Genomic DNA, 16,462 nt, shown 5'->3' on the forward strand with positions numbered 1-16,462 from the left:
CAATGCAGCAAGTGGTAGTGGAATCACAAGTAGAAGAAAAACCGATGCAACAAGTAGTGGTGGCTGAACAAGTACAAGAGAAAGCATATGTTGTAAATCAAAAAGAGAACGATATGCGCAACGTACTACAAACGCCGCCGAAGTATGAATTTCCGCCATTAACGTTGTTGACAATTCCGCAGCAGGCAGCATTAGATAATACGGAGTGGCTAGAAGAACAGGAAGAATTATTAAATACGACATTTAATAATTTCCATGTTGGAGCACATGTTATTAATGTGTCACAAGGGCCGGCGGTAACTCGTTTTGAAGTACAACCAGACCCAGGTGTGAAAGTAAATAAAATTACAAATTTAAGTGATGATATTAAGTTAAGTTTAGCTGCGAAAGATATTCGAATTGAAGCACCAATTCCAGGGAAGAGTGCAATTGGAATTGAAGTTCCGAATAAGGAAAGTAAGCCAGTATTCCTTCGTGAAATTTTAAGAAGTCCTGTATTTACAAAGAGTGAATCACCGCTTACAGTTGCGCTGGGGCTTGATATTTCAGGTGATCCAATTGTAACGGATATTCGAAAAATGCCACATGGACTTATTGCGGGTGCAACTGGTTCAGGGAAAAGTGTGTGCATTAACGCGATTTTAACGAGCATTTTATATAAAGCGAAGCCGCATGAAGTGAAGTTGATACTAATTGATCCGAAGATGGTTGAGCTGGCACCATACAATTCTGTTCCGCATCTTGTAGCACCTGTTATTACTGACGTAAAAGCAGCTACAGCCGCGTTAAAGTGGGCGGTTGAAGAGATGGAACGTCGTTATGAATTGTTTGCTCATGCTGGTGCTCGTGATTTAACTCGTTACAATACGATTGTAAGTGGGAGAGAAATCCCAGGTGAGACATTACCTTATATTGTAATCGTCATTGACGAGTTAGCGGACTTAATGATGGTTGCTCCTGGTGATGTTGAGGAAGCGATTTGTCGTATTGCACAAAAGGCCCGAGCTTGTGGTATTCACTTATTAGTTGCGACGCAGCGTCCATCTGTAGACGTTATTACAGGTTTAATTAAATCAAACATTCCAACGCGTATTTCGTTTACGGTATCATCTCAAGTTGATTCGCGTACGATTATTGATATTGGGGGCGCGGAGAAATTACTTGGCCGTGGTGATATGCTATTTTTAGGAAACGGCACATCTAAACCAGTTCGTGTACAAGGCGTATACGTATCAGATGATGAGATTGAAAGAACCGTTGATCATGTGAAAAAGCAAATGAAGCCAAATTACTTATTTAAGCAAGAGGATTTATTAGCAAAATCAGAGCAGAGTGAGTCTGAAGATGAACTGTTTTTTGATGCATGTCAATTTGTTGTAGAGCAAGGGGGAGCGTCCACATCTTCTGTACAGAGAAAATTCCGCATTGGCTATAATCGCGCAGCACGTCTAATTGAAGAGATGGAATCGCAAGGGATTATTTCTGAAGCAAGAGGAACGAAACCGAGAGATGTCCTTATTTCTGAGGATGAATTTGCCGCTATGCAGGAAACGAATGTATAGTAAACGGTTTTGCTGTATACTAAGAGAAAATGTTGGATAGTAAAGTAGGGAGTAAAGCGACATGAAAGAAATTGAATTAAAATTAAAAGGTGAAATAAATCGACTAACAAATAAAACATTTAAATTTGATGAACGTGTTGGAGAAGGCTGGTTCTCTGCCGTTTACTTTTTAAAAACTAGAGAAATCATTGAAGAATTTCGCCCGAAAAGTGTTGTAACAATGCAGTTTTTCCAAAAAGAACATTCAGTTCTTTGCGGAGCAGATGAGGTAATCGCATTGCTACAAACATTCGCCAAAAATCCTGAGGAATTAGAAATTCATTCTTTAAAGGATGGCGATAATATTAGTCCATTTGAAACAGTTTTAACAATTCATGGTCCTTATGAATACTTCGGCTTTTTAGAAGGTGTAATTGATGGGATTTTAGCTCGTCGTACATCAGTTGCGACAAACGTATATAACGTTGTCCAAGCTGCACGTAGTGTAGATAAAGAAAAACCGGTTATTTTCATGGGAGATCGTGACGATCATTATACGCAACAAGCTGGTGACGGCTATGCGGCATACATCGGAGGTATGAGCGCACAAGCAACGCATGCAATGAATGAATGGTGGGGCAGAAGTGGTATGGGGACGATGCCTCACGCTTTAATTCAAATGTTTAATGGCGATGTTGTTGAAGCAGCAAAGGCATATCATAAAAAATTCCCAGAAGATGAATTAGTCGTACTAATTGATTATAACAATGATGTCATTACAGATGCACTTCGCGTAGCGCGTGAATTTGGATCAACATTAAAAGGTGTACGTGTCGATACGTCTCGTACAATGATTGATCAATACTTCATTCGTCACCCAGAAGTACTTGGAACATTCGATCCACGTGGTGTAAATCCATCACTTGTATTTGCTCTTCGTAAGGCTCTTGATGAGGAAGGTTTCCAACATGTAGATATCGTTGTAACTGGTGGGTTTGATGAGAAGCGTATTCGTGAATTTGAAGCTCAAAATGTTCCTGTCGATATATACGGAGTAGGAAGTAGCTTATTAAAAATGAATATTGGTTTTACTGGTGATAACGTAGAATTAAATGGAAAACCAGAAGCAAAAGCTGGTCGTAAATACCGTCCAAATTCACGTCTAGAGCGTGTTCAATTAGAAACAAAAGAAGATATGTAAAAGCGAGAAAAACTGATAGGTGATTGACCCTATCAGTTTTTCTGTTATCATAGTATAGCAGCTTGTTTTTTGCTATAATAAATGTGTTATGGACATAAAAGAAGTACGTACGAGTTTATCACTGATAAGTGAATATAAAAAGAAATTCACTGCATCAGAAATGTATGATGATTACCAAAATAAGAAAAGATTCATATACTGTCTTATAGATAGGCCGTTGTATTAGTTCGAAATGTTGGAGGTTCTTTAAGATGACAGTTTACCATTTTGTAGGAATTAAAGGAACAGGAATGAGTTCATTAGCACAAATTCTTCATGACATGAAGCATACTGTTCAAGGGTCTGATTATGAAAAGCGTTTCTTTACACAAATAGCATTGGAAAAGCGTGGTATTTCCATCCTTCCTTTTGATAAAAATAATATTAAAGAAGGACAAGTGATTATCGCGGGAAACGCATTTCCTGATACGCATGAAGAAATCGTAGCAGCAAAAGAATTAAATATCCCAGTACATCGTTATCATCACTTCTTAGGTGACCTTATGAATCAGTACACAAGTGTTGCAGTAACTGGTGCACATGGAAAAACATCAACTACAGGTTTGTTAGCCCATGTAATGCAAGGCGCACACCCAACATCTTACCTTATTGGAGATGGAACTGGGCATGGGGTAGAAAATAGTAAGTATTTTGTATTTGAAGCTTGTGAGTATCGTCGTCATTTCTTGTCTTACTATCCAGACTATGCAATTATGACAAATATTGATTTCGATCATCCAGATTATTTTTCAGACATCAATGATGTATTTAATGCATTCCAAGAGATGGCATTGCAAGTGAAAAAAGGTATTATTGCATGTGGTGATGATGAAGAACTTCAAAAAATTCAAGCGAAAGTACCTGTTATTTTCTATGGATTTGGAGAAGATAATGATTTCCAAGCACGTAACATTCAAAAGAGAACTGATGGTACTATATTCGATGTATTCGTTCGTAATACGTATTATGACACGTTCAAAATTACAGGATACGGCGATCACAGCGTATTAAATGCATTAGCAGTTATCGCGCTTTGCCATTACGAAGACGTTGATGTAGAAGCGGTTAAACATCAACTAACAACATTTGAAGGTGTTAAACGTCGCTTTAATGAAAAACCGATGGGAGAGCAAGTTATCATTGATGACTATGCACACCATCCGACAGAAATTAATGCAACGATTGAAGCAGCTCGTCAAAAACATCCAGAGCGTGAAGTTGTCGCTGTATTCCAGCCACATACATTCTCACGTACAGAGAAATTTTTAGATGAGTTCGCAGAAAGCCTAAGTAAAGCTGACCAAGTATACTTATGTGATATTTTCGGATCAGCACGTGAAAACAAAGGTGAATTAACAATTGAAGATCTGCAAAAGCGTATTGACGGTGCAGAGCTAATTACAGATACAACAACAGAGGTATTAAAGAAACATAAAAACGGCGTTCTTATTTTCATGGGCGCAGGTGACATCCAAAAATTCGAAGCAGCTTACGTAAAAGAAGTTCAAGTTGCAGAGAAGTAAGAAAAAAGACGCATAGCTATGGCTGTGCGTCTTTTTTGTGCTGTTGTGGGTGTGCAGCGTTGTCGAATCTAGTCGGTAAGCCGATATATTTCAAAAAACGTTGATATATTATGGTGCATTTCTTTAGTTTTAAATGTTAGAATAATAAGAAAAATAAAAAGGGGCTAAAAAACATGTTCACACTCCGAGTAGATGACGAAATCGAATTACAACTATTAGCAAAACATCATAAAGAGGAACTATATGAATTAATAGATCAGAATCGTAACCATTTAAGAAAGTGGCTTCCGTGGGTAGATGGGACGAAATCTGCTGATGCGTATAATGAGATTTTTCCGATGTGGTTAAGGAAATTTGCAGAGGGAGATGGGTTCGAGGCTGGCATACGTTATAAAGGAAAGCTCGTTGGGATGGTAGGTATTCATCCGGTGAGCTGGGGTAAGAAAGCTACGAGTCTTGGATATTATCTTGCAGAAGATGCTGGCGGGAAAGGTGTTATGACGCGAAGTGTGAAGGCTGTGCTTCATTATGCATTTGATAATTTAAAGCTGAATAAAATTGAAATTCGTTGCGGTGTTGAAAATGCGAAAAGCCGTGCAATCCCAGAACGTTTAGGGTTTAAGTTAGATGGAATTTTACGAGATGAAGAATGGTTGTATGACCATTTTCAGGATATTGCTGTTTATAGTTTACTAGCTTCAGAATGGAAGGATATTCGATGAACGAGAAGATTTGTATTATGCCATATGAAAGTAAGTTTCAAGATGAAGTAGTAGATCTCATTGTTCATATTCAGCGAAAAGAGTACAATGTCCCAATTACGAAAGAAGAGCAGCCTGACTTACTTGAAATAGAAACGTTCTATCAAAGGGAAAACGGAAACTTTTGGGTAGCAACTTATGATGGTAAAGTAGTTGGAACGGTAGCTTTATTAGATATTGGGAAGCATCAAGTAGCGCTAAGAAAAATGTTCGTGAAGAAAGAGTTCCGCGGAAAAGAATGGGGCGCATCGCATATGCTGCTTCAAAAAGCGATTTTGTGGGCTGATGATAAAAAGTTGAAAGATATTTATTTAGGAACAACAGTAAAATTTTTAGCGGCGCATCGCTTTTATGAGAAGAATGGTTTCCAAAGTGTGAGTATAGAAGAGTTGCCGAAAAGTTTTCCGGTGCTAGAGGTAGATAAGAAATTTTATAGATATATTATTTGAAAAGATCATTCATAAATGATCTTTTTTTATAAACTAAAATGGAAATTATAGTATAATTTGGATTAGGGGGTGTGGTTATGAACTTTCCGATTCAAAGAAGTAAGTTAGGAATAATTTTCGTTAGTATAACGTTAGCTTTTATGGTGGTATATCCAATAGTTTTATTTTTTACAAGAAAAGGGGATTGGGCTTCAGCTCTAATTGGGATGGGCTTATGTTTTATTGTAAATGCCCCTCTCGTTTGGGAAATGTTCATTAAAAAACATAAAGTGGAAAATGGAATTTTAAAATACGGAATTTTAAATGACGACGTTGTATTAAAAGATATAAGGGTTGTTCGTCAAGTTGGAAAATCATTTGAGATTACAACGAATGCGTATAAAGTACATATGATTGCGATGCCGCAAGATCCGGATGAATTTTTGGCGCTTATCGCGAAAGAAAATCCATATGTGAAAATAGAAATGGTAGGTAAGAAATGAAATATGTAAAACTTTTACCCCGCATTAACGGGCAGTAAGACTCCCACCTCAAAATTCGGCAGGAGCAAAGAAGTTAGGTGGGAGATCAACTGCTCGTAAAAGCCCGATTGGTGCGGGCTAATAATCAGTGGGGGATGAACAAAACCCCCACTGATTAAAGTTTCACTTTATTTTGTTTGGAAATTTTGTTTGTGCTTGTTGGCTGCACTAGAGTATATATGAAATGGGATCTGCCTTTATATGTCCCAATATTAATAGGTACTATCGCAGTGACGCTTTTATTTTATTTTCATTTTCAGCAAACAAAAAGTGAGAAAAATAGCTCTATATAGTGCAGGGGGATTAGACATGAAAAAAATCTGTATGTTGTTTTTGTTTTTGCTAACCACATCTATTCTTTTAATAGGATGTAGTGCGAAGAAAGAGAAGTCTGATGTTAGCTTAGAAAAGGCACAAAAAATTGAAATAGAATCGCTTATTGATTCGAGCGATAAAAAAACAATTACCGATAAGAAAGAAATCACAAAGTTGTTTGAATCAATCAAGATGGATGAGTGGGAAATGGAATCGGCTCCTTTAGATACTCCGCAAGGGAAAACGTTTAAAATGTATCAAGAGGATACACCGAAATTATTGGATTCGAGTAAAGATAAAAAAGAGTTACATGAAATTGGTACTATGACAGTATATAGAGATGTCCCTTATGTTGAGGTTGAATTGAAAATTAGTAAAATAAAAAATAAAAATAGTTTTAAAGTACCAGAAGATGTAGCTAAAAAATTATTAGAGTATTAATGAAAAAGCGCTCGGATAGAATTCCGAGCACTTTTCATATTATTTTAAGTTCTCTGGGTTTAAAGCTTCTAGTTCAGTTACAACGAAGCGTCCGTCTTTACGGATTAGTACGTCGTCGAAGTAAATTTCGCCGCCGCCGTATTCAGGGCGCTGAATGCATACTAAATCCCAGTGGATGTTAGAGTTGTTGCCGTTCCATGCATCGTCATAAGCTTGTCCAGGTGTGAAGTGGAAGCTGCCATCGATTTTTTCATCGAATAGAATGTCTCCCATTGGATGTAAGATGTATGGGTTTACGCCGATTGCGAACTCACCAACGTAGCGTGCGCCTTCGTCTGTATCGAAGATTTTGTTAATGCGCTCTGAATCGTTTGCAGTTGCGTCAACGATTTGGCCATTCTCAAATTTAAGTTGTACATTTTCAAATGTATAGCCGTTGTAAGGTGATGGTGTGTTATAAGAAACTGTACCGTTAACAGAATCGCGAACTGGTGCAGAGTATACTTCACCATCTGGAATGTTTAAATGACCTGAGCATTTAATAGCTGGAATGTCTTTAATAGAGAATGTTAAGTCAGTTCCAGGGCCAGTTAAGCGAACCTTATCTGTTTTATTCATTAATGTAACAAGGCTATCCATTGCCTTATCCATTTTACCGTAATCTAAGTTACATACCTCGAAGTAGAAGTCTTCGAAAGCTTCTGTGCTCATTTTAGCAAGCTGCGCCATAGAAGCATTTGGGTAGCGAAGAACAACCCAGCGTGTTTTCGGAACACGGATGTCTCTATGAACCTTTTTACCAACTGTTTGGCCGTGAACTTTCATACGTTCACTTGGAACGTCGGCTTGTTCGTTAATGTTATCGCCAGAGCGAAGGCCAATGTAAGCATCCATATCTTTCATTACGCTCGCTTCATATGCAGCGATTTGTTCGAAATGTTCTTCAGTAGCACCCATTAATAAAGAGCGATCTACTTGATGATCTTTTAAAGAAACGAATGGGAAACCACCAGCTGCATATGCTTCTTTTACAAGTGCTGTTACAAGTTCTTTTTGTAAGCCAAAGTTTTCAATTAATACTTTCTCACCTTTTTGTAATCGGATAGAGTAGTTAATTAAATTGTATGCTAACTTTTCAATACGTGGATCTTTCATATGTAAAGCCTCCCTACTAATTATGTATCCTTACCTATTGTAACCTACTTAGTGGAATTTGTTGAATGATTTATGTTAAAGTTAACGAATAAGTATGAAAATTCTAATGAAAAGATAGGGATTAGAACGAAACGGAAAATGATTGTATAATAAGAGAAAGTATGAAAAAGATAAAGGAAGTGATGAAATGCAAGTTCTTTTATATGTAAGTGCGGCTATTATTGCAGTTGCTTTCGCTGTATTAGTAGTGTATGTATGCAGAACGTTGTTATCGGTTCAGAAGACGTTAGAAAATGTTGCAAGTACGTTAGAAGGTTTAGAGAAGCAAATGCAAGGAATAAGCGTAGAGACGGAGCAATTATTACATAAGACAAATGCGTTAGCTGATGATATTCAACAGAAGTCACAGTCGCTAAATAAAGTAGTAGAAGGTGTAGATGGAATCGGAACGACGATTCACTCTTTAAATACGAAGCTTCGCAATGTTTCAGAGTCTGTTACAGACGAAATTGAAAATAATGCAGATAAAGTAGCACAAGTTGTACAGTGGAGCAGCGCAGCAATTGAAGTATACAATCATTACCGTGCTACGAGACAAGAGAAAAAGATTGAAAAAGAAGAGCGTAAACTTGAGAAATCTGAGCAGAAGGCTGAAAAGAGAGAGAAGCGCTCTAGACTTCGCATGAGAGGTGAGTAATGATGAGTATGATGAAGATTGAAACAATTGAAGAACTTGAAGCGTTAGTAGAAAAGAATGAGCCTTACGTTCTTTTTAAACATAGTACGACATGCCCAATTAGTCACGGTGCATATACAGAGTTTCAAGCGTATTGTGGTGAAGAAAGAGAAGTGCCAGCATATTACTTATACGTACAAGATGCGAGAGATGTTTCGAACCATGTTGCAGAGCAGTACAGCATTAAGCATGAATCTCCGCAAGTGCTATACATAAAAGATGGAATGGTAGTATGGCATACATCGCATTGGAATATTAAAAAAGAAGCTTTAGAAGAGAATGTAAAATAGGGGGAGGCAAGCGAAGGGCTTGCTTCTTTTTTATTTTGTTGCAATATATTTAACGCATTATCCGAAAGAAGTCTCCTTCCTCAAGCGTGTGACAGACGATAGTCTAGCGGTAGGTGGGAGATGAATTTCGGTTTGGCGTAGCCGGAAATTTGGTTTTCCTATTTATTTCGGCTCTGATATAATCAGTTTTATAAGAGGCGAAATTTGGTATAATAATGAAAGTAGATAATAATCGTGTAGTGTTCAGGTTGTATTATCACCGTCATAGCTTATGGGAAATGAAGGCGAAAAGTGAGGTGAACTGATATGACAAAGCATAATAAGGCGTACAAATTTCGTTTGTATCCAACAGAAGAACAAGCCTATCTGATACGTAAAACTTTCGGGTGTGTACGCTTTGTGTATAATAAAATGCTGGCTGAACGGAAAGAAGTATACGAAAAGTACAAAGAGAACAAGGAAGAACTAAAGAAACAAAAATTCCCTACGCCTGCGAAATACAAAGCAGAGTATGAATGGTTGAAAGAAGTCGATTCATTAGCACTGGCCAACGCTCAACTAAACTTGCAAACTGCTTATAAGAATTTTTTTAGTGGTCAAAGTGATTTTCCTACATTCAAAAGTAGAAAGAGTAGAAAATCCTATACAACGAATCGAGTAAACGGAAATATTATGTTATTTCATGGTTATATCAAATTACCGAAACTGAAATTAGTACGACTGAAACAACATAGAGAGATCCCGCAAAATTATATCATCAAATCATGCACGATTTCGATGACACCAACTGGCAAGTATTATGTGTCTGTCTTAACTGAATATGAAAAGGAAATTGTTCAGAAAGAAGTAGAAAGTGTAGTTGGATTAGACTTCGCAATGGCTGAATTGTACGTGAGTAGCGAAGATGAGAAAGCCAATTATCCTCGCTTTTATCGTCAGATGTTAGACCGATTAACAAAGGCACAACGAGTATTAGCAAGGCGTGTACAAGGCTCAGCACGCTTTAATAAACAACGGATCTGTGTAGCCAAGTTGCATGAAAAAGTCGCCAATCAACGTAAAAATTTCCTTCATCACAAGTCTAAAGAATTGGCTACTCATTTTGACGTTGTAGCAATCGAAGACTTACATATGAAAGGAATGTCACGAGCACTTCGCTTTGGTAAGAGTGTAGCGGATAACGGTTGGAGGATGTTCACGACATTTTTAGCATATAAGCTACAAGAACAAGGAAAACAGCTTGTGAAAATAGATAAATGGTTTCCTTCTACAAAGATGTGTAGTCGTTGTGGAAACAAAAAAGAAATGTCATTATCTGAACGCACGTATGAGTGTTCGTGTGGACTAACAATAAGTCGTGATTATAACGCAGCTATCAATATCAAAAAGGAAGCCATGCGGTTATTAGCATTGATATAAACCGTAAGAAATAACCTTTGGAACAAGGGAGTTAGCTCGGCTGTCTTAAGACAAATTCGTTAGCTATCAAAAGTAACGATGAACCGAGAAGCCCCCACTTCGGGGTAAACTCGTAAGAGATACTAAGTGGTGGGTAGTTCACTGGTACACTAGAGATACATTAAAACTAAGTAAATTGACTTTTGAAAGTGGGTTTTAAGCAATGAAGAAAATGGCGTTATGCATCGCAAGCTTAAGTTTATTACTGGGGGCTTGCAGCAATAATACTATTGAGAAGAAAGATGAAGTTGTACAGAAAGATACGAAAGAAAAAAGTATGATTCCAAGAACTGCTGTTTCTAAGGATTACTATAGAACTGTTATTCCTTTAAAAGAACAAAAGGTAATTAATACAGTTAATGTTAAAACTAATTCTAAACTAGATTTAGCAGAATATGAAAATGGTTTAATGGATATTGCTTCAAAACAATTCGATACAGAAAATTACGTATTACAATTAAATCAATATATTTCAGAGAAAACAATTGATGAATTAGTTACGAAACAAGAAGTACCAGTTTTGACTAATATTATAGAACAGGACTACTTCGGTAAACAGAATTCAAATGAACTAAGCTTATCTGGTGTTGTTATTGGTTTATCTATGTCTTCAAGTGTATCTAATGAGGAAGCTATTTCTAAAGGTACTGAAGTTGCTAAGGGGCTTGTAGAAGCTATTAATAAAAATGATAAATATAACAAATCACCAATTACGTTTGCTATATTCAAGCAAGAAAGTACAAGTTCTTTAAAGAATGGTACTTATATTGCAAGCGCTACTGTTCAAAAGAACGAGACTAACCTTGGAAATTGGAATACTATTGATGAAAAATCGTATTCGTATCCTTCTCAAGAATTTGATGGAGCACAGGGAGAAGATAAGAAAAAGTTAGATGATTTTTCGGAAGCAATAAAGAAATTCTCTCCAGGAGATTATATCCCTGTTAATGCTAAGATTTCTTATAAGCAAAATAAGATGGATAAATTAAAGATGGATCTTGTCGTTAAATATAATGGTAAGTCAGAATTAATGGCACTCTCTCAAATGGCTGCTCAAAGTATGTTAGAACAATTTCCTAAAGATGCTAAAGTTCAATTACAGATAAAGTCCGAGAATAAAATCGAGGTTGTTATTATAAAAGAGAAGAACAGCGATAAACCGTTTGTTTCTTTCCTATAAAATAAAAAAGACAGTTTTTAAGCTGTCTTTTTTATTTTATAAATTTTCCGCAGTTCAATGAGTTTATGAAAGAATTAAAAGCATTCGGAAGTAAATTATAAAAAGATTTCTTAGTCTATGTAGCCCTTGTCACATAGTTTTTTACAAAAATTGACCTTTTTTGCATAAAAAATACGAAAATACGAGAAAAGAAGCGAATTTTTTCGAAACTTTTGCGGGAAAATATTGTATGACCCTGCGTTTTTATCGTATCATTAGTAAAAGGAAGAACTCGGGACGATTGTTGGCATCTGCAAATAGAGTTGATGTCTTTTTTTCATTCAAGTGAACCGATACATAAAAATAGATAACATAAATAGAAGGAGTGTGCGAAGAGATGAACATAACAATCTATGATGTAGCGCGCGAAGCAAACGTTTCAATGGCTACCGTATCACGTGTTGTGAACGGTAACCCAAATGTAAAGCCTACAACAAGAAAGAAAGTATTAGAAGCAATTGATCTTTTAGGATACCGCCCAAATGCGGTAGCACGTGGACTGGCAAGTAAGAAGACAACTACAGTGGGTGTTATTATTCCTGATATCTCAAATACGTTTTATGCAGAACTTGCTCGTGGAATTGAAGATATCGCAACAATGTACAAATATAACATCATTTTAAGTAACTCTGACCAGAACAAAGAGAAGGAGTTCCACTTATTAAATACGATGCTTGGGAAACAAGTGGACGGGATTGTTTTCATGGGTGAAGATATTACAGATATTCACGTTGAAGAGTTCAAAAAATCTCCAGTACCAATTGTATTAGCAGCGTCATTTGATGAGCAAAATGAAACGTCATCAGTAAATATTGATTATACACAAGCGGCTTACGATGCAATGAAGCATTTTATTGAGCAAGGACATAAACGTATCGGTTTCGTCTCTGGTCCTTTCATTGATAAAGCAGGAAGCGCGAAGAAGTTACAAGGTTATAAAAAAGCTTTAGAAGAAGCAGGTATTTCATATGATGAAAATCTTATAATTGATGGAGATTACACATATGATTCAGGTATAGAAGCGTTTGAAAGACTTTGGAGCATTGATGAAAAGCCAACAGCAATCTTCGTATCTTCTGATGAAATGGCGCTAGGTGTAATCCACGCAGCACAAGACGCTGGATTAAACGTACCAACTGATATCGAAGTGCTTGGTTTTGACAACACACGTCTTGCATTAATGGTACGCCCACAGCTTTCGACAGTTGTACAACCAATGTATGATATCGGTGCAGTAGCAATGCGTCTACTAACGAAATACATGAACAAAGAAAAAGTAGAAGATCACTCAGTTATCTTACCTCACCGTATCCAATTTAGAGATTCAACGAAGTAAGAATAAGAGAGCTCACAGCGATAGCTGTGAGCTCTTATTAGTATTCAGGATAGTATTGTTTAACTACTGTATCGACAGTTTCATTTTTCTTAACATGTAAAAATCTTGCGTACAATTCTGTTCCTGTCTCAAATGACGTATCATTTAATTCAAATACATGTAACACTTTTCGAAACTGCCATGTTACTTGCACATCGTACATATTATCGTACGTATCTTCAGACTGTAGAGCTATCTTTTCACCTAGCTCGTGAGCTTCCTCTAAAGTGTTCGCCTTAACGAGAATGATACTTTCTTCAAAAAGTGTATCGTGATTCTCTTCATAATGTTCATCAATTTTACTAGGATTAGGTTCACCTGAATGAACAGATTCAAATAATAATTTTACAGCGTACATATGAGATCAATCTCCTTATGCTGAATGTTTTACTTTATAAACAATACTCGCGATAAGTGAAGCCGGTATTGTAAATACGTTGCTTTGATAATGGTAATGTATTTGGGATTCTACATAAGACATTCGCTACAGTTGGGGTTATTCCTTGTTATATGTCACACAAGTGCAAATTTAACTATTATAGGGCAATGTCATGTATAATAGAAAGAAAAGGCTTGTGAGGGGGGAGAAGAGATGATCGTTCTTTGGATAATTACGCTTTGCATGACTGCTATTTTTGCATATATGACGTTAAAACAAAATGGCTTAAAGCGATTTGTTCCAGGAAGTATTCTTGCAGGAATCGCCCTTATCACGTATGTAATTTCAATTTTTACTGAAAGTATTTCGATAGATTTAAGTACGAGTTTAATGTTTATCGGTATTACACTATTTGCAGGTAGCATTATGGTACTTATGGTTGCAGGTATTATTGCATTTATTCATATGAATTCAGAAACGTTATAGCATATAAAAAAGCATGTCCCGAGAGGGGCATGCCTTTTGTCCGTTCAATTATGCTCTATCTTTAGAAGAGTTTTGTTGTTTTAGTAAGTCGCGAATTTCGCTAAGAATTTCTTCTTCTTTTGTTGGTTCTGGAAGTTCTTCTTTCTTTTCTTCTTCTCTTTTTAAAGTCATTTTGTTAAAGACTTTAACGAAAATGAAGATTGCAAATGCAACAATTAGGAAGTCAAATATCGTTTGGATAAAGTTACCATATTTAACAGAGGCCTCGCCTACTGTAAATTTTAATCCTGTGAAGTTAATTCCTCCCATTAATAAACCGATTAATGGTGTAATGATATCTTTTACTAAAGAACTAACGATTTTACCGAATGCAGCACCAATTACAACCCCGACAGCTAGATCAATGACGTTTCCCTTTAAAGCGAACTTTTTAAACTCGTTCCACATGTGTCAATCCCATCCTTTCCACGATTCAATATGAAATTTATAATTCCTATCAACATATTCTATAGAAATTTGTGAGAGAAATAAAGAGGAAATGGGAATGAAAGTAAATTCTGAAAAATGTATCCGTTTTAATTTTTGCTTACGTCGTCCAGTAGAGATTGGAGAATTTGCTGTGTTTTTAACCCTTCTAATCCATCTGTAATCGGTTTCGTATCACCTTGTACACATTCGATAAAATGGTTAACCGCACCTTCAAAACCGCGTTGTTTTAACGTCGTTTCCCATGATGGTGAACCGATTTGTGAAACTGAATTTTCTTGCTCCACTTCAAATGTGTTCATATTTTTTACGCGAATGATTTTACCTGTCGTTACAAGTTCAATTTGTTCTAAATTTGTACCAGCATGGCGATGCATCGCCGTAGAAAGTAATAGTCCATTTGAAGTTGTATATGTATGATGTCCGTAAAGAAGTTCGTTCTTTTCATTTGTTTGCACCATATTATGAACGACGTTAAGGTCATCATTAGCTAACCAGCGAGCAGTATCTACAATATGTAAGTAATCATCTAACATAGTAAAGTCATACGTATATGGCCCCACTTTATTTGTACGGTGCTTTTCAATTCGAATCCATGAAATATCATTAGCTTGTTCTTTTGCAGCGACGTACATAGGAACGAAACGGCGATTAAATCCTACCATTAATTTTCGATTATACTTTTCACTCATTTCAACTAGTTTTTCTGCTTGCTCAGTAGTAGCAGCTAGCGGCTTATCAACATAAACATCGATTCCTTTTTTCAGAAGTTCAGAAACGATTTCATAATGTGTAGCAGTCGAACTATGAACGAAGATTGCATCGCATTCCGAAGCTAATGTTTCAATAGAATGAAAATCTTGAATACGATATTGCTGGCAAATTTGTTTTCTTTTCTCTGCGTTAGGTGTAAACGCCCCAACAAAGTTCCAATCTGTTTCTTTTGTAAGTGTTGGAAGATAGGCTTTTTGTGCAATACTTCCAAGTCCAATCATTCCAATTCTAGGTTTGTTCATATTTATTCCCACCCTATTAATATTGATGTAACGGGTTAAATGTAGCATAGGGCGTGGGAGGAAGGCAAAAATTAGCTTTTTACTTACGACCTTCTAACAAAATTTTCTCTATCTCTTCAAAGTTATGAGCACGGGCATGTTGCAATGGGGTAACACCATCGTTGTCGGGAATGTTTACATCAGCACCATGTTCAATAAGAAGGCGAATGACTTGTTGCTGTGCTTCATCTCCATTACTTAGTACGATGGCTTCCATTAAAGCTGTCCATCCGAGGTTATTTATATGGTTTACATCGATATTTGTTCGAGTAAGGAGTTCTTTTATAACATCAATATAGCCATGTTCTGACGCGGGAATAAGAGCTGTTCCGCCGTAACGATTCGTAAGTGCTGGATCCGCACCAGCATCAATCGTTAGTTTTAAAATGTCCAAGTAACCTTCTGCACCGGCGTATAGAAATGGATTGTTTTTCATATCATCTTGGATATTTACGTCAGCACCAGCGTCGATAAGAGCTTTGGCGGTTTTTACATCATTTTTGTATGTAGCAATCATAAGAGAAGTACGTCCTTTATTGTCCGTTATATTTATGTCAGCCCCTTTTTTGAGTAATGATATAACAGTATTCGTTTCTTGTTTCTCAGTAGCTGTTAGTAGTGCTGTCTCCATGTTTGTCATCTCCTTTTTAACTTCTTGTGCTTGTGAGCATCCTTGTAAAAAAATTACGCAACATATCATGCTTAATGTTTTTTTGAACATGGAATTTCAACCTCCTTTTGTAAGCAATTCGGTATCCTAATTTAAACTGTAAAATAGGAACATTAAATTTTTATAAACTGGTGCTAAAATTACTATAAAATCGCTTGAGTATTTGAACATATATTTTTATGCTTATGAGTAATAAGGATAGATAAAGTGAAACTTTAATCAATGGGGGGGCATCCCCCACTGATTATTAGCCTTCACCAATCGGGCGTTTACGGGCAGCCCGACTCCCACCTAACTTCTTTGCTCCAGGCGAATTTTGAGGTGGGAGTCTTACTGCCCACAAATAGCGGGGTAAAGTGAGG

At 36.7% G+C, this 16,462-nt stretch carries 18 protein-coding genes and 1 pseudogene; 13 read left to right on the forward strand and 6 right to left on the reverse strand.

Annotated features, from left to right (window positions below):
• From V7038_RS04145 to V7038_RS04175, 7 genes are all read left to right on the forward strand, one after another.
• On the forward strand, window positions 1-1,562 hold a 1,562-nt coding region (locus V7038_RS04145), incomplete at its 5' end, for a DNA translocase FtsK (protein WP_335469251.1).
• 61 nt (window positions 1,563-1,623) lie between these two features.
• Complete coding sequence (locus V7038_RS04150; RefSeq protein ID WP_002112321.1) at window positions 1,624-2,742, forward strand: nicotinate phosphoribosyltransferase; 1,119 nt, start codon at window positions 1,624-1,626, stop codon at window positions 2,740-2,742.
• A 251-nt stretch (window positions 2,743-2,993) separates the two neighbouring features.
• Window positions 2,994-4,304 carry a UDP-N-acetylmuramate--L-alanine ligase gene (murC, locus tag V7038_RS04155; RefSeq protein ID WP_002112319.1) on the forward strand — a complete coding sequence of 437 codons (1,311 nt, stop codon included), beginning with the start codon at window positions 2,994-2,996 and terminating at the stop codon, window positions 4,302-4,304.
• A 173-nt stretch (window positions 4,305-4,477) separates the two neighbouring features.
• Window positions 4,478-5,026, forward strand: coding sequence for a GNAT family N-acetyltransferase (locus V7038_RS04160; protein WP_335469255.1), 549 nt, complete (start codon window positions 4,478-4,480; stop codon window positions 5,024-5,026).
• Entirely contained in the window at window positions 5,023-5,514 is a 492-nt protein-coding gene (locus V7038_RS04165; protein ID WP_335469258.1) for a GNAT family N-acetyltransferase, read from the forward strand. Before V7038_RS04160 ends, V7038_RS04165 begins: the two co-directional genes overlap by 4 nt.
• A 77-nt stretch (window positions 5,515-5,591) precedes the next feature.
• Entirely contained in the window at window positions 5,592-5,996 is a 405-nt protein-coding gene (locus V7038_RS04170; RefSeq protein WP_002112316.1) for a PH domain-containing protein, read from the forward strand.
• A 348-nt stretch (window positions 5,997-6,344) separates the two neighbouring features.
• Entirely contained in the window at window positions 6,345-6,791 is a 447-nt protein-coding gene (locus tag V7038_RS04175) for a hypothetical protein (RefSeq protein WP_070129071.1), read from the forward strand.
• 39 nt (window positions 6,792-6,830) lie between these two features.
• Here the strand turns inward: V7038_RS04175 and V7038_RS04180 are convergent, their stop codons facing one another.
• A complete protein-coding gene (locus V7038_RS04180; protein WP_002034367.1) occupies window positions 6,831-7,946 on the reverse strand; it encodes an aminopeptidase in 1,116 nt (371 codons plus the stop codon).
• A 187-nt stretch (window positions 7,947-8,133) separates the two neighbouring features.
• Between V7038_RS04180 and V7038_RS04185 the strand changes: the two genes are divergently transcribed.
• The 5 genes from V7038_RS04185 to ccpA all read left to right on the forward strand — a co-directional run bounded on the left by V7038_RS04185 (window position 8,134) and on the right by ccpA (window position 12,985).
• Window positions 8,134-8,643, forward strand: a complete 510-nt coding sequence (locus V7038_RS04185) for a DUF948 domain-containing protein (protein ID WP_179117558.1) — start codon at window positions 8,134-8,136, stop codon at window positions 8,641-8,643.
• 2 nt (window positions 8,644-8,645) lie between these two features.
• Window positions 8,646-8,972 (forward strand): bacillithiol system redox-active protein YtxJ, encoded by a 327-nt coding sequence (ytxJ, locus tag V7038_RS04190; RefSeq protein ID WP_002145356.1) that lies wholly within the window; start codon window positions 8,646-8,648, stop codon window positions 8,970-8,972.
• Window positions 8,973-9,278: 306 nt separating this feature from the next.
• The gene (locus V7038_RS04195) at window positions 9,279-10,391 is read left to right on the forward strand and encodes an RNA-guided endonuclease TnpB family protein (protein ID WP_438825101.1); all 1,113 of its coding nucleotides are present in this window, start codon (window positions 9,279-9,281) and stop codon (window positions 10,389-10,391) included.
• A 202-nt stretch (window positions 10,392-10,593) separates the two neighbouring features.
• Window positions 10,594-11,610 (forward strand): CamS family sex pheromone protein, encoded by a 1,017-nt coding sequence (locus V7038_RS04200; RefSeq protein WP_335469261.1) that lies wholly within the window; start codon window positions 10,594-10,596, stop codon window positions 11,608-11,610.
• Window positions 11,611-11,986: 376 nt separating this feature from the next.
• Window positions 11,987-12,985 carry a catabolite control protein A gene (ccpA, locus tag V7038_RS04205; RefSeq protein ID WP_002112310.1) on the forward strand — a complete coding sequence of 333 codons (999 nt, stop codon included), beginning with the start codon at window positions 11,987-11,989 and terminating at the stop codon, window positions 12,983-12,985.
• A gap of 37 nt (window positions 12,986-13,022) precedes the next feature.
• On the opposite strand, the gene V7038_RS04210 is transcribed toward ccpA, so the two are convergent.
• Both V7038_RS04210 and V7038_RS04215 read right to left on the reverse strand, forming a co-directional pair.
• The gene (locus V7038_RS04210) at window positions 13,023-13,382 is read right to left on the reverse strand and encodes a DUF4288 domain-containing protein (RefSeq protein WP_098988711.1); all 360 of its coding nucleotides are present in this window, start codon (window positions 13,380-13,382) and stop codon (window positions 13,023-13,025) included.
• A 15-nt stretch (window positions 13,383-13,397) separates the two neighbouring features.
• Window positions 13,398-13,505: pseudogene (locus tag V7038_RS04215) on the reverse strand (DUF3949 domain-containing protein); the annotation flags it as partial.
• Window positions 13,506-13,616: 111 nt separating this feature from the next.
• On the opposite strand from V7038_RS04215, the gene V7038_RS04220 reads away from it, so the two are divergent.
• Complete coding sequence (locus V7038_RS04220; RefSeq protein ID WP_002112306.1) at window positions 13,617-13,889, forward strand: DUF3917 domain-containing protein; 273 nt, start codon at window positions 13,617-13,619, stop codon at window positions 13,887-13,889.
• 48 nt (window positions 13,890-13,937) lie between these two features.
• Here V7038_RS04220 and mscL read toward each other — a convergent pair whose 3' ends face one another.
• The 3 genes from mscL to V7038_RS04235 all read right to left on the reverse strand — a co-directional run bounded on the left by mscL (window position 13,938) and on the right by V7038_RS04235 (window position 16,151).
• Entirely contained in the window at window positions 13,938-14,336 is a 399-nt protein-coding gene (mscL, locus tag V7038_RS04225; RefSeq protein ID WP_002112305.1) for a large conductance mechanosensitive channel protein MscL, read from the reverse strand.
• A 128-nt stretch (window positions 14,337-14,464) separates the two neighbouring features.
• The gene (locus V7038_RS04230; protein ID WP_335469267.1) at window positions 14,465-15,391 is read right to left on the reverse strand and encodes a Gfo/Idh/MocA family protein; all 927 of its coding nucleotides are present in this window, start codon (window positions 15,389-15,391) and stop codon (window positions 14,465-14,467) included.
• A 79-nt stretch (window positions 15,392-15,470) separates the two neighbouring features.
• Window positions 15,471-16,151: an ankyrin repeat domain-containing protein gene (locus tag V7038_RS04235; RefSeq protein ID WP_002112300.1), complete on the reverse strand. Its 681-nt coding sequence runs from the start codon at window positions 16,149-16,151 to the stop codon at window positions 15,471-15,473.
• Window positions 16,152-16,462 lie beyond the last annotated feature (311 nt).

Source organism: Bacillus sp. JJ783 (assembly GCF_036963225.1).
Classification (GTDB): domain Bacteria; phylum Bacillota; class Bacilli; order Bacillales; family Bacillaceae_G; genus Bacillus_A; species Bacillus_A cereus_U.

Coding starts and splice junctions, on each gene's coding strand:
- V7038_RS04150 (WP_002112321.1), top strand. CDS start 1,624: ATGAAAGAAATTGAATTAAAATTAAAAGGTGAAATAAATCGACTAACA.
- murC (WP_002112319.1), top strand. CDS start 2,994: ATGACAGTTTACCATTTTGTAGGAATTAAAGGAACAGGAATGAGTTCA.
- V7038_RS04160 (WP_335469255.1), top strand. CDS start 4,478: ATGTTCACACTCCGAGTAGATGACGAAATCGAATTACAACTATTAGCA.
- V7038_RS04165 (WP_335469258.1), top strand. CDS start 5,023: ATGAACGAGAAGATTTGTATTATGCCATATGAAAGTAAGTTTCAAGAT.
- V7038_RS04170 (WP_002112316.1), top strand. CDS start 5,592: ATGAACTTTCCGATTCAAAGAAGTAAGTTAGGAATAATTTTCGTTAGT.
- V7038_RS04175 (WP_070129071.1), top strand. CDS start 6,345: ATGAAAAAAATCTGTATGTTGTTTTTGTTTTTGCTAACCACATCTATT.
- V7038_RS04180 (WP_002034367.1), bottom strand. CDS start 7,946: ATGAAAGATCCACGTATTGAAAAGTTAGCATACAATTTAATTAACTAC.
- V7038_RS04185 (WP_179117558.1), top strand. CDS start 8,134: ATGCAAGTTCTTTTATATGTAAGTGCGGCTATTATTGCAGTTGCTTTC.
- ytxJ (WP_002145356.1), top strand. CDS start 8,646: ATGAGTATGATGAAGATTGAAACAATTGAAGAACTTGAAGCGTTAGTA.
- V7038_RS04195 (WP_438825101.1), top strand. CDS start 9,279: ATGACAAAGCATAATAAGGCGTACAAATTTCGTTTGTATCCAACAGAA.
- V7038_RS04200 (WP_335469261.1), top strand. CDS start 10,594: ATGAAGAAAATGGCGTTATGCATCGCAAGCTTAAGTTTATTACTGGGG.
- ccpA (WP_002112310.1), top strand. CDS start 11,987: ATGAACATAACAATCTATGATGTAGCGCGCGAAGCAAACGTTTCAATG.
- V7038_RS04210 (WP_098988711.1), bottom strand. CDS start 13,382: ATGTACGCTGTAAAATTATTATTTGAATCTGTTCATTCAGGTGAACCT.
- V7038_RS04220 (WP_002112306.1), top strand. CDS start 13,617: ATGATCGTTCTTTGGATAATTACGCTTTGCATGACTGCTATTTTTGCA.
- mscL (WP_002112305.1), bottom strand. CDS start 14,336: ATGTGGAACGAGTTTAAAAAGTTCGCTTTAAAGGGAAACGTCATTGAT.
- V7038_RS04230 (WP_335469267.1), bottom strand. CDS start 15,391: ATGAACAAACCTAGAATTGGAATGATTGGACTTGGAAGTATTGCACAA.
- V7038_RS04235 (WP_002112300.1), bottom strand. CDS start 16,151: ATGTTCAAAAAAACATTAAGCATGATATGTTGCGTAATTTTTTTACAA.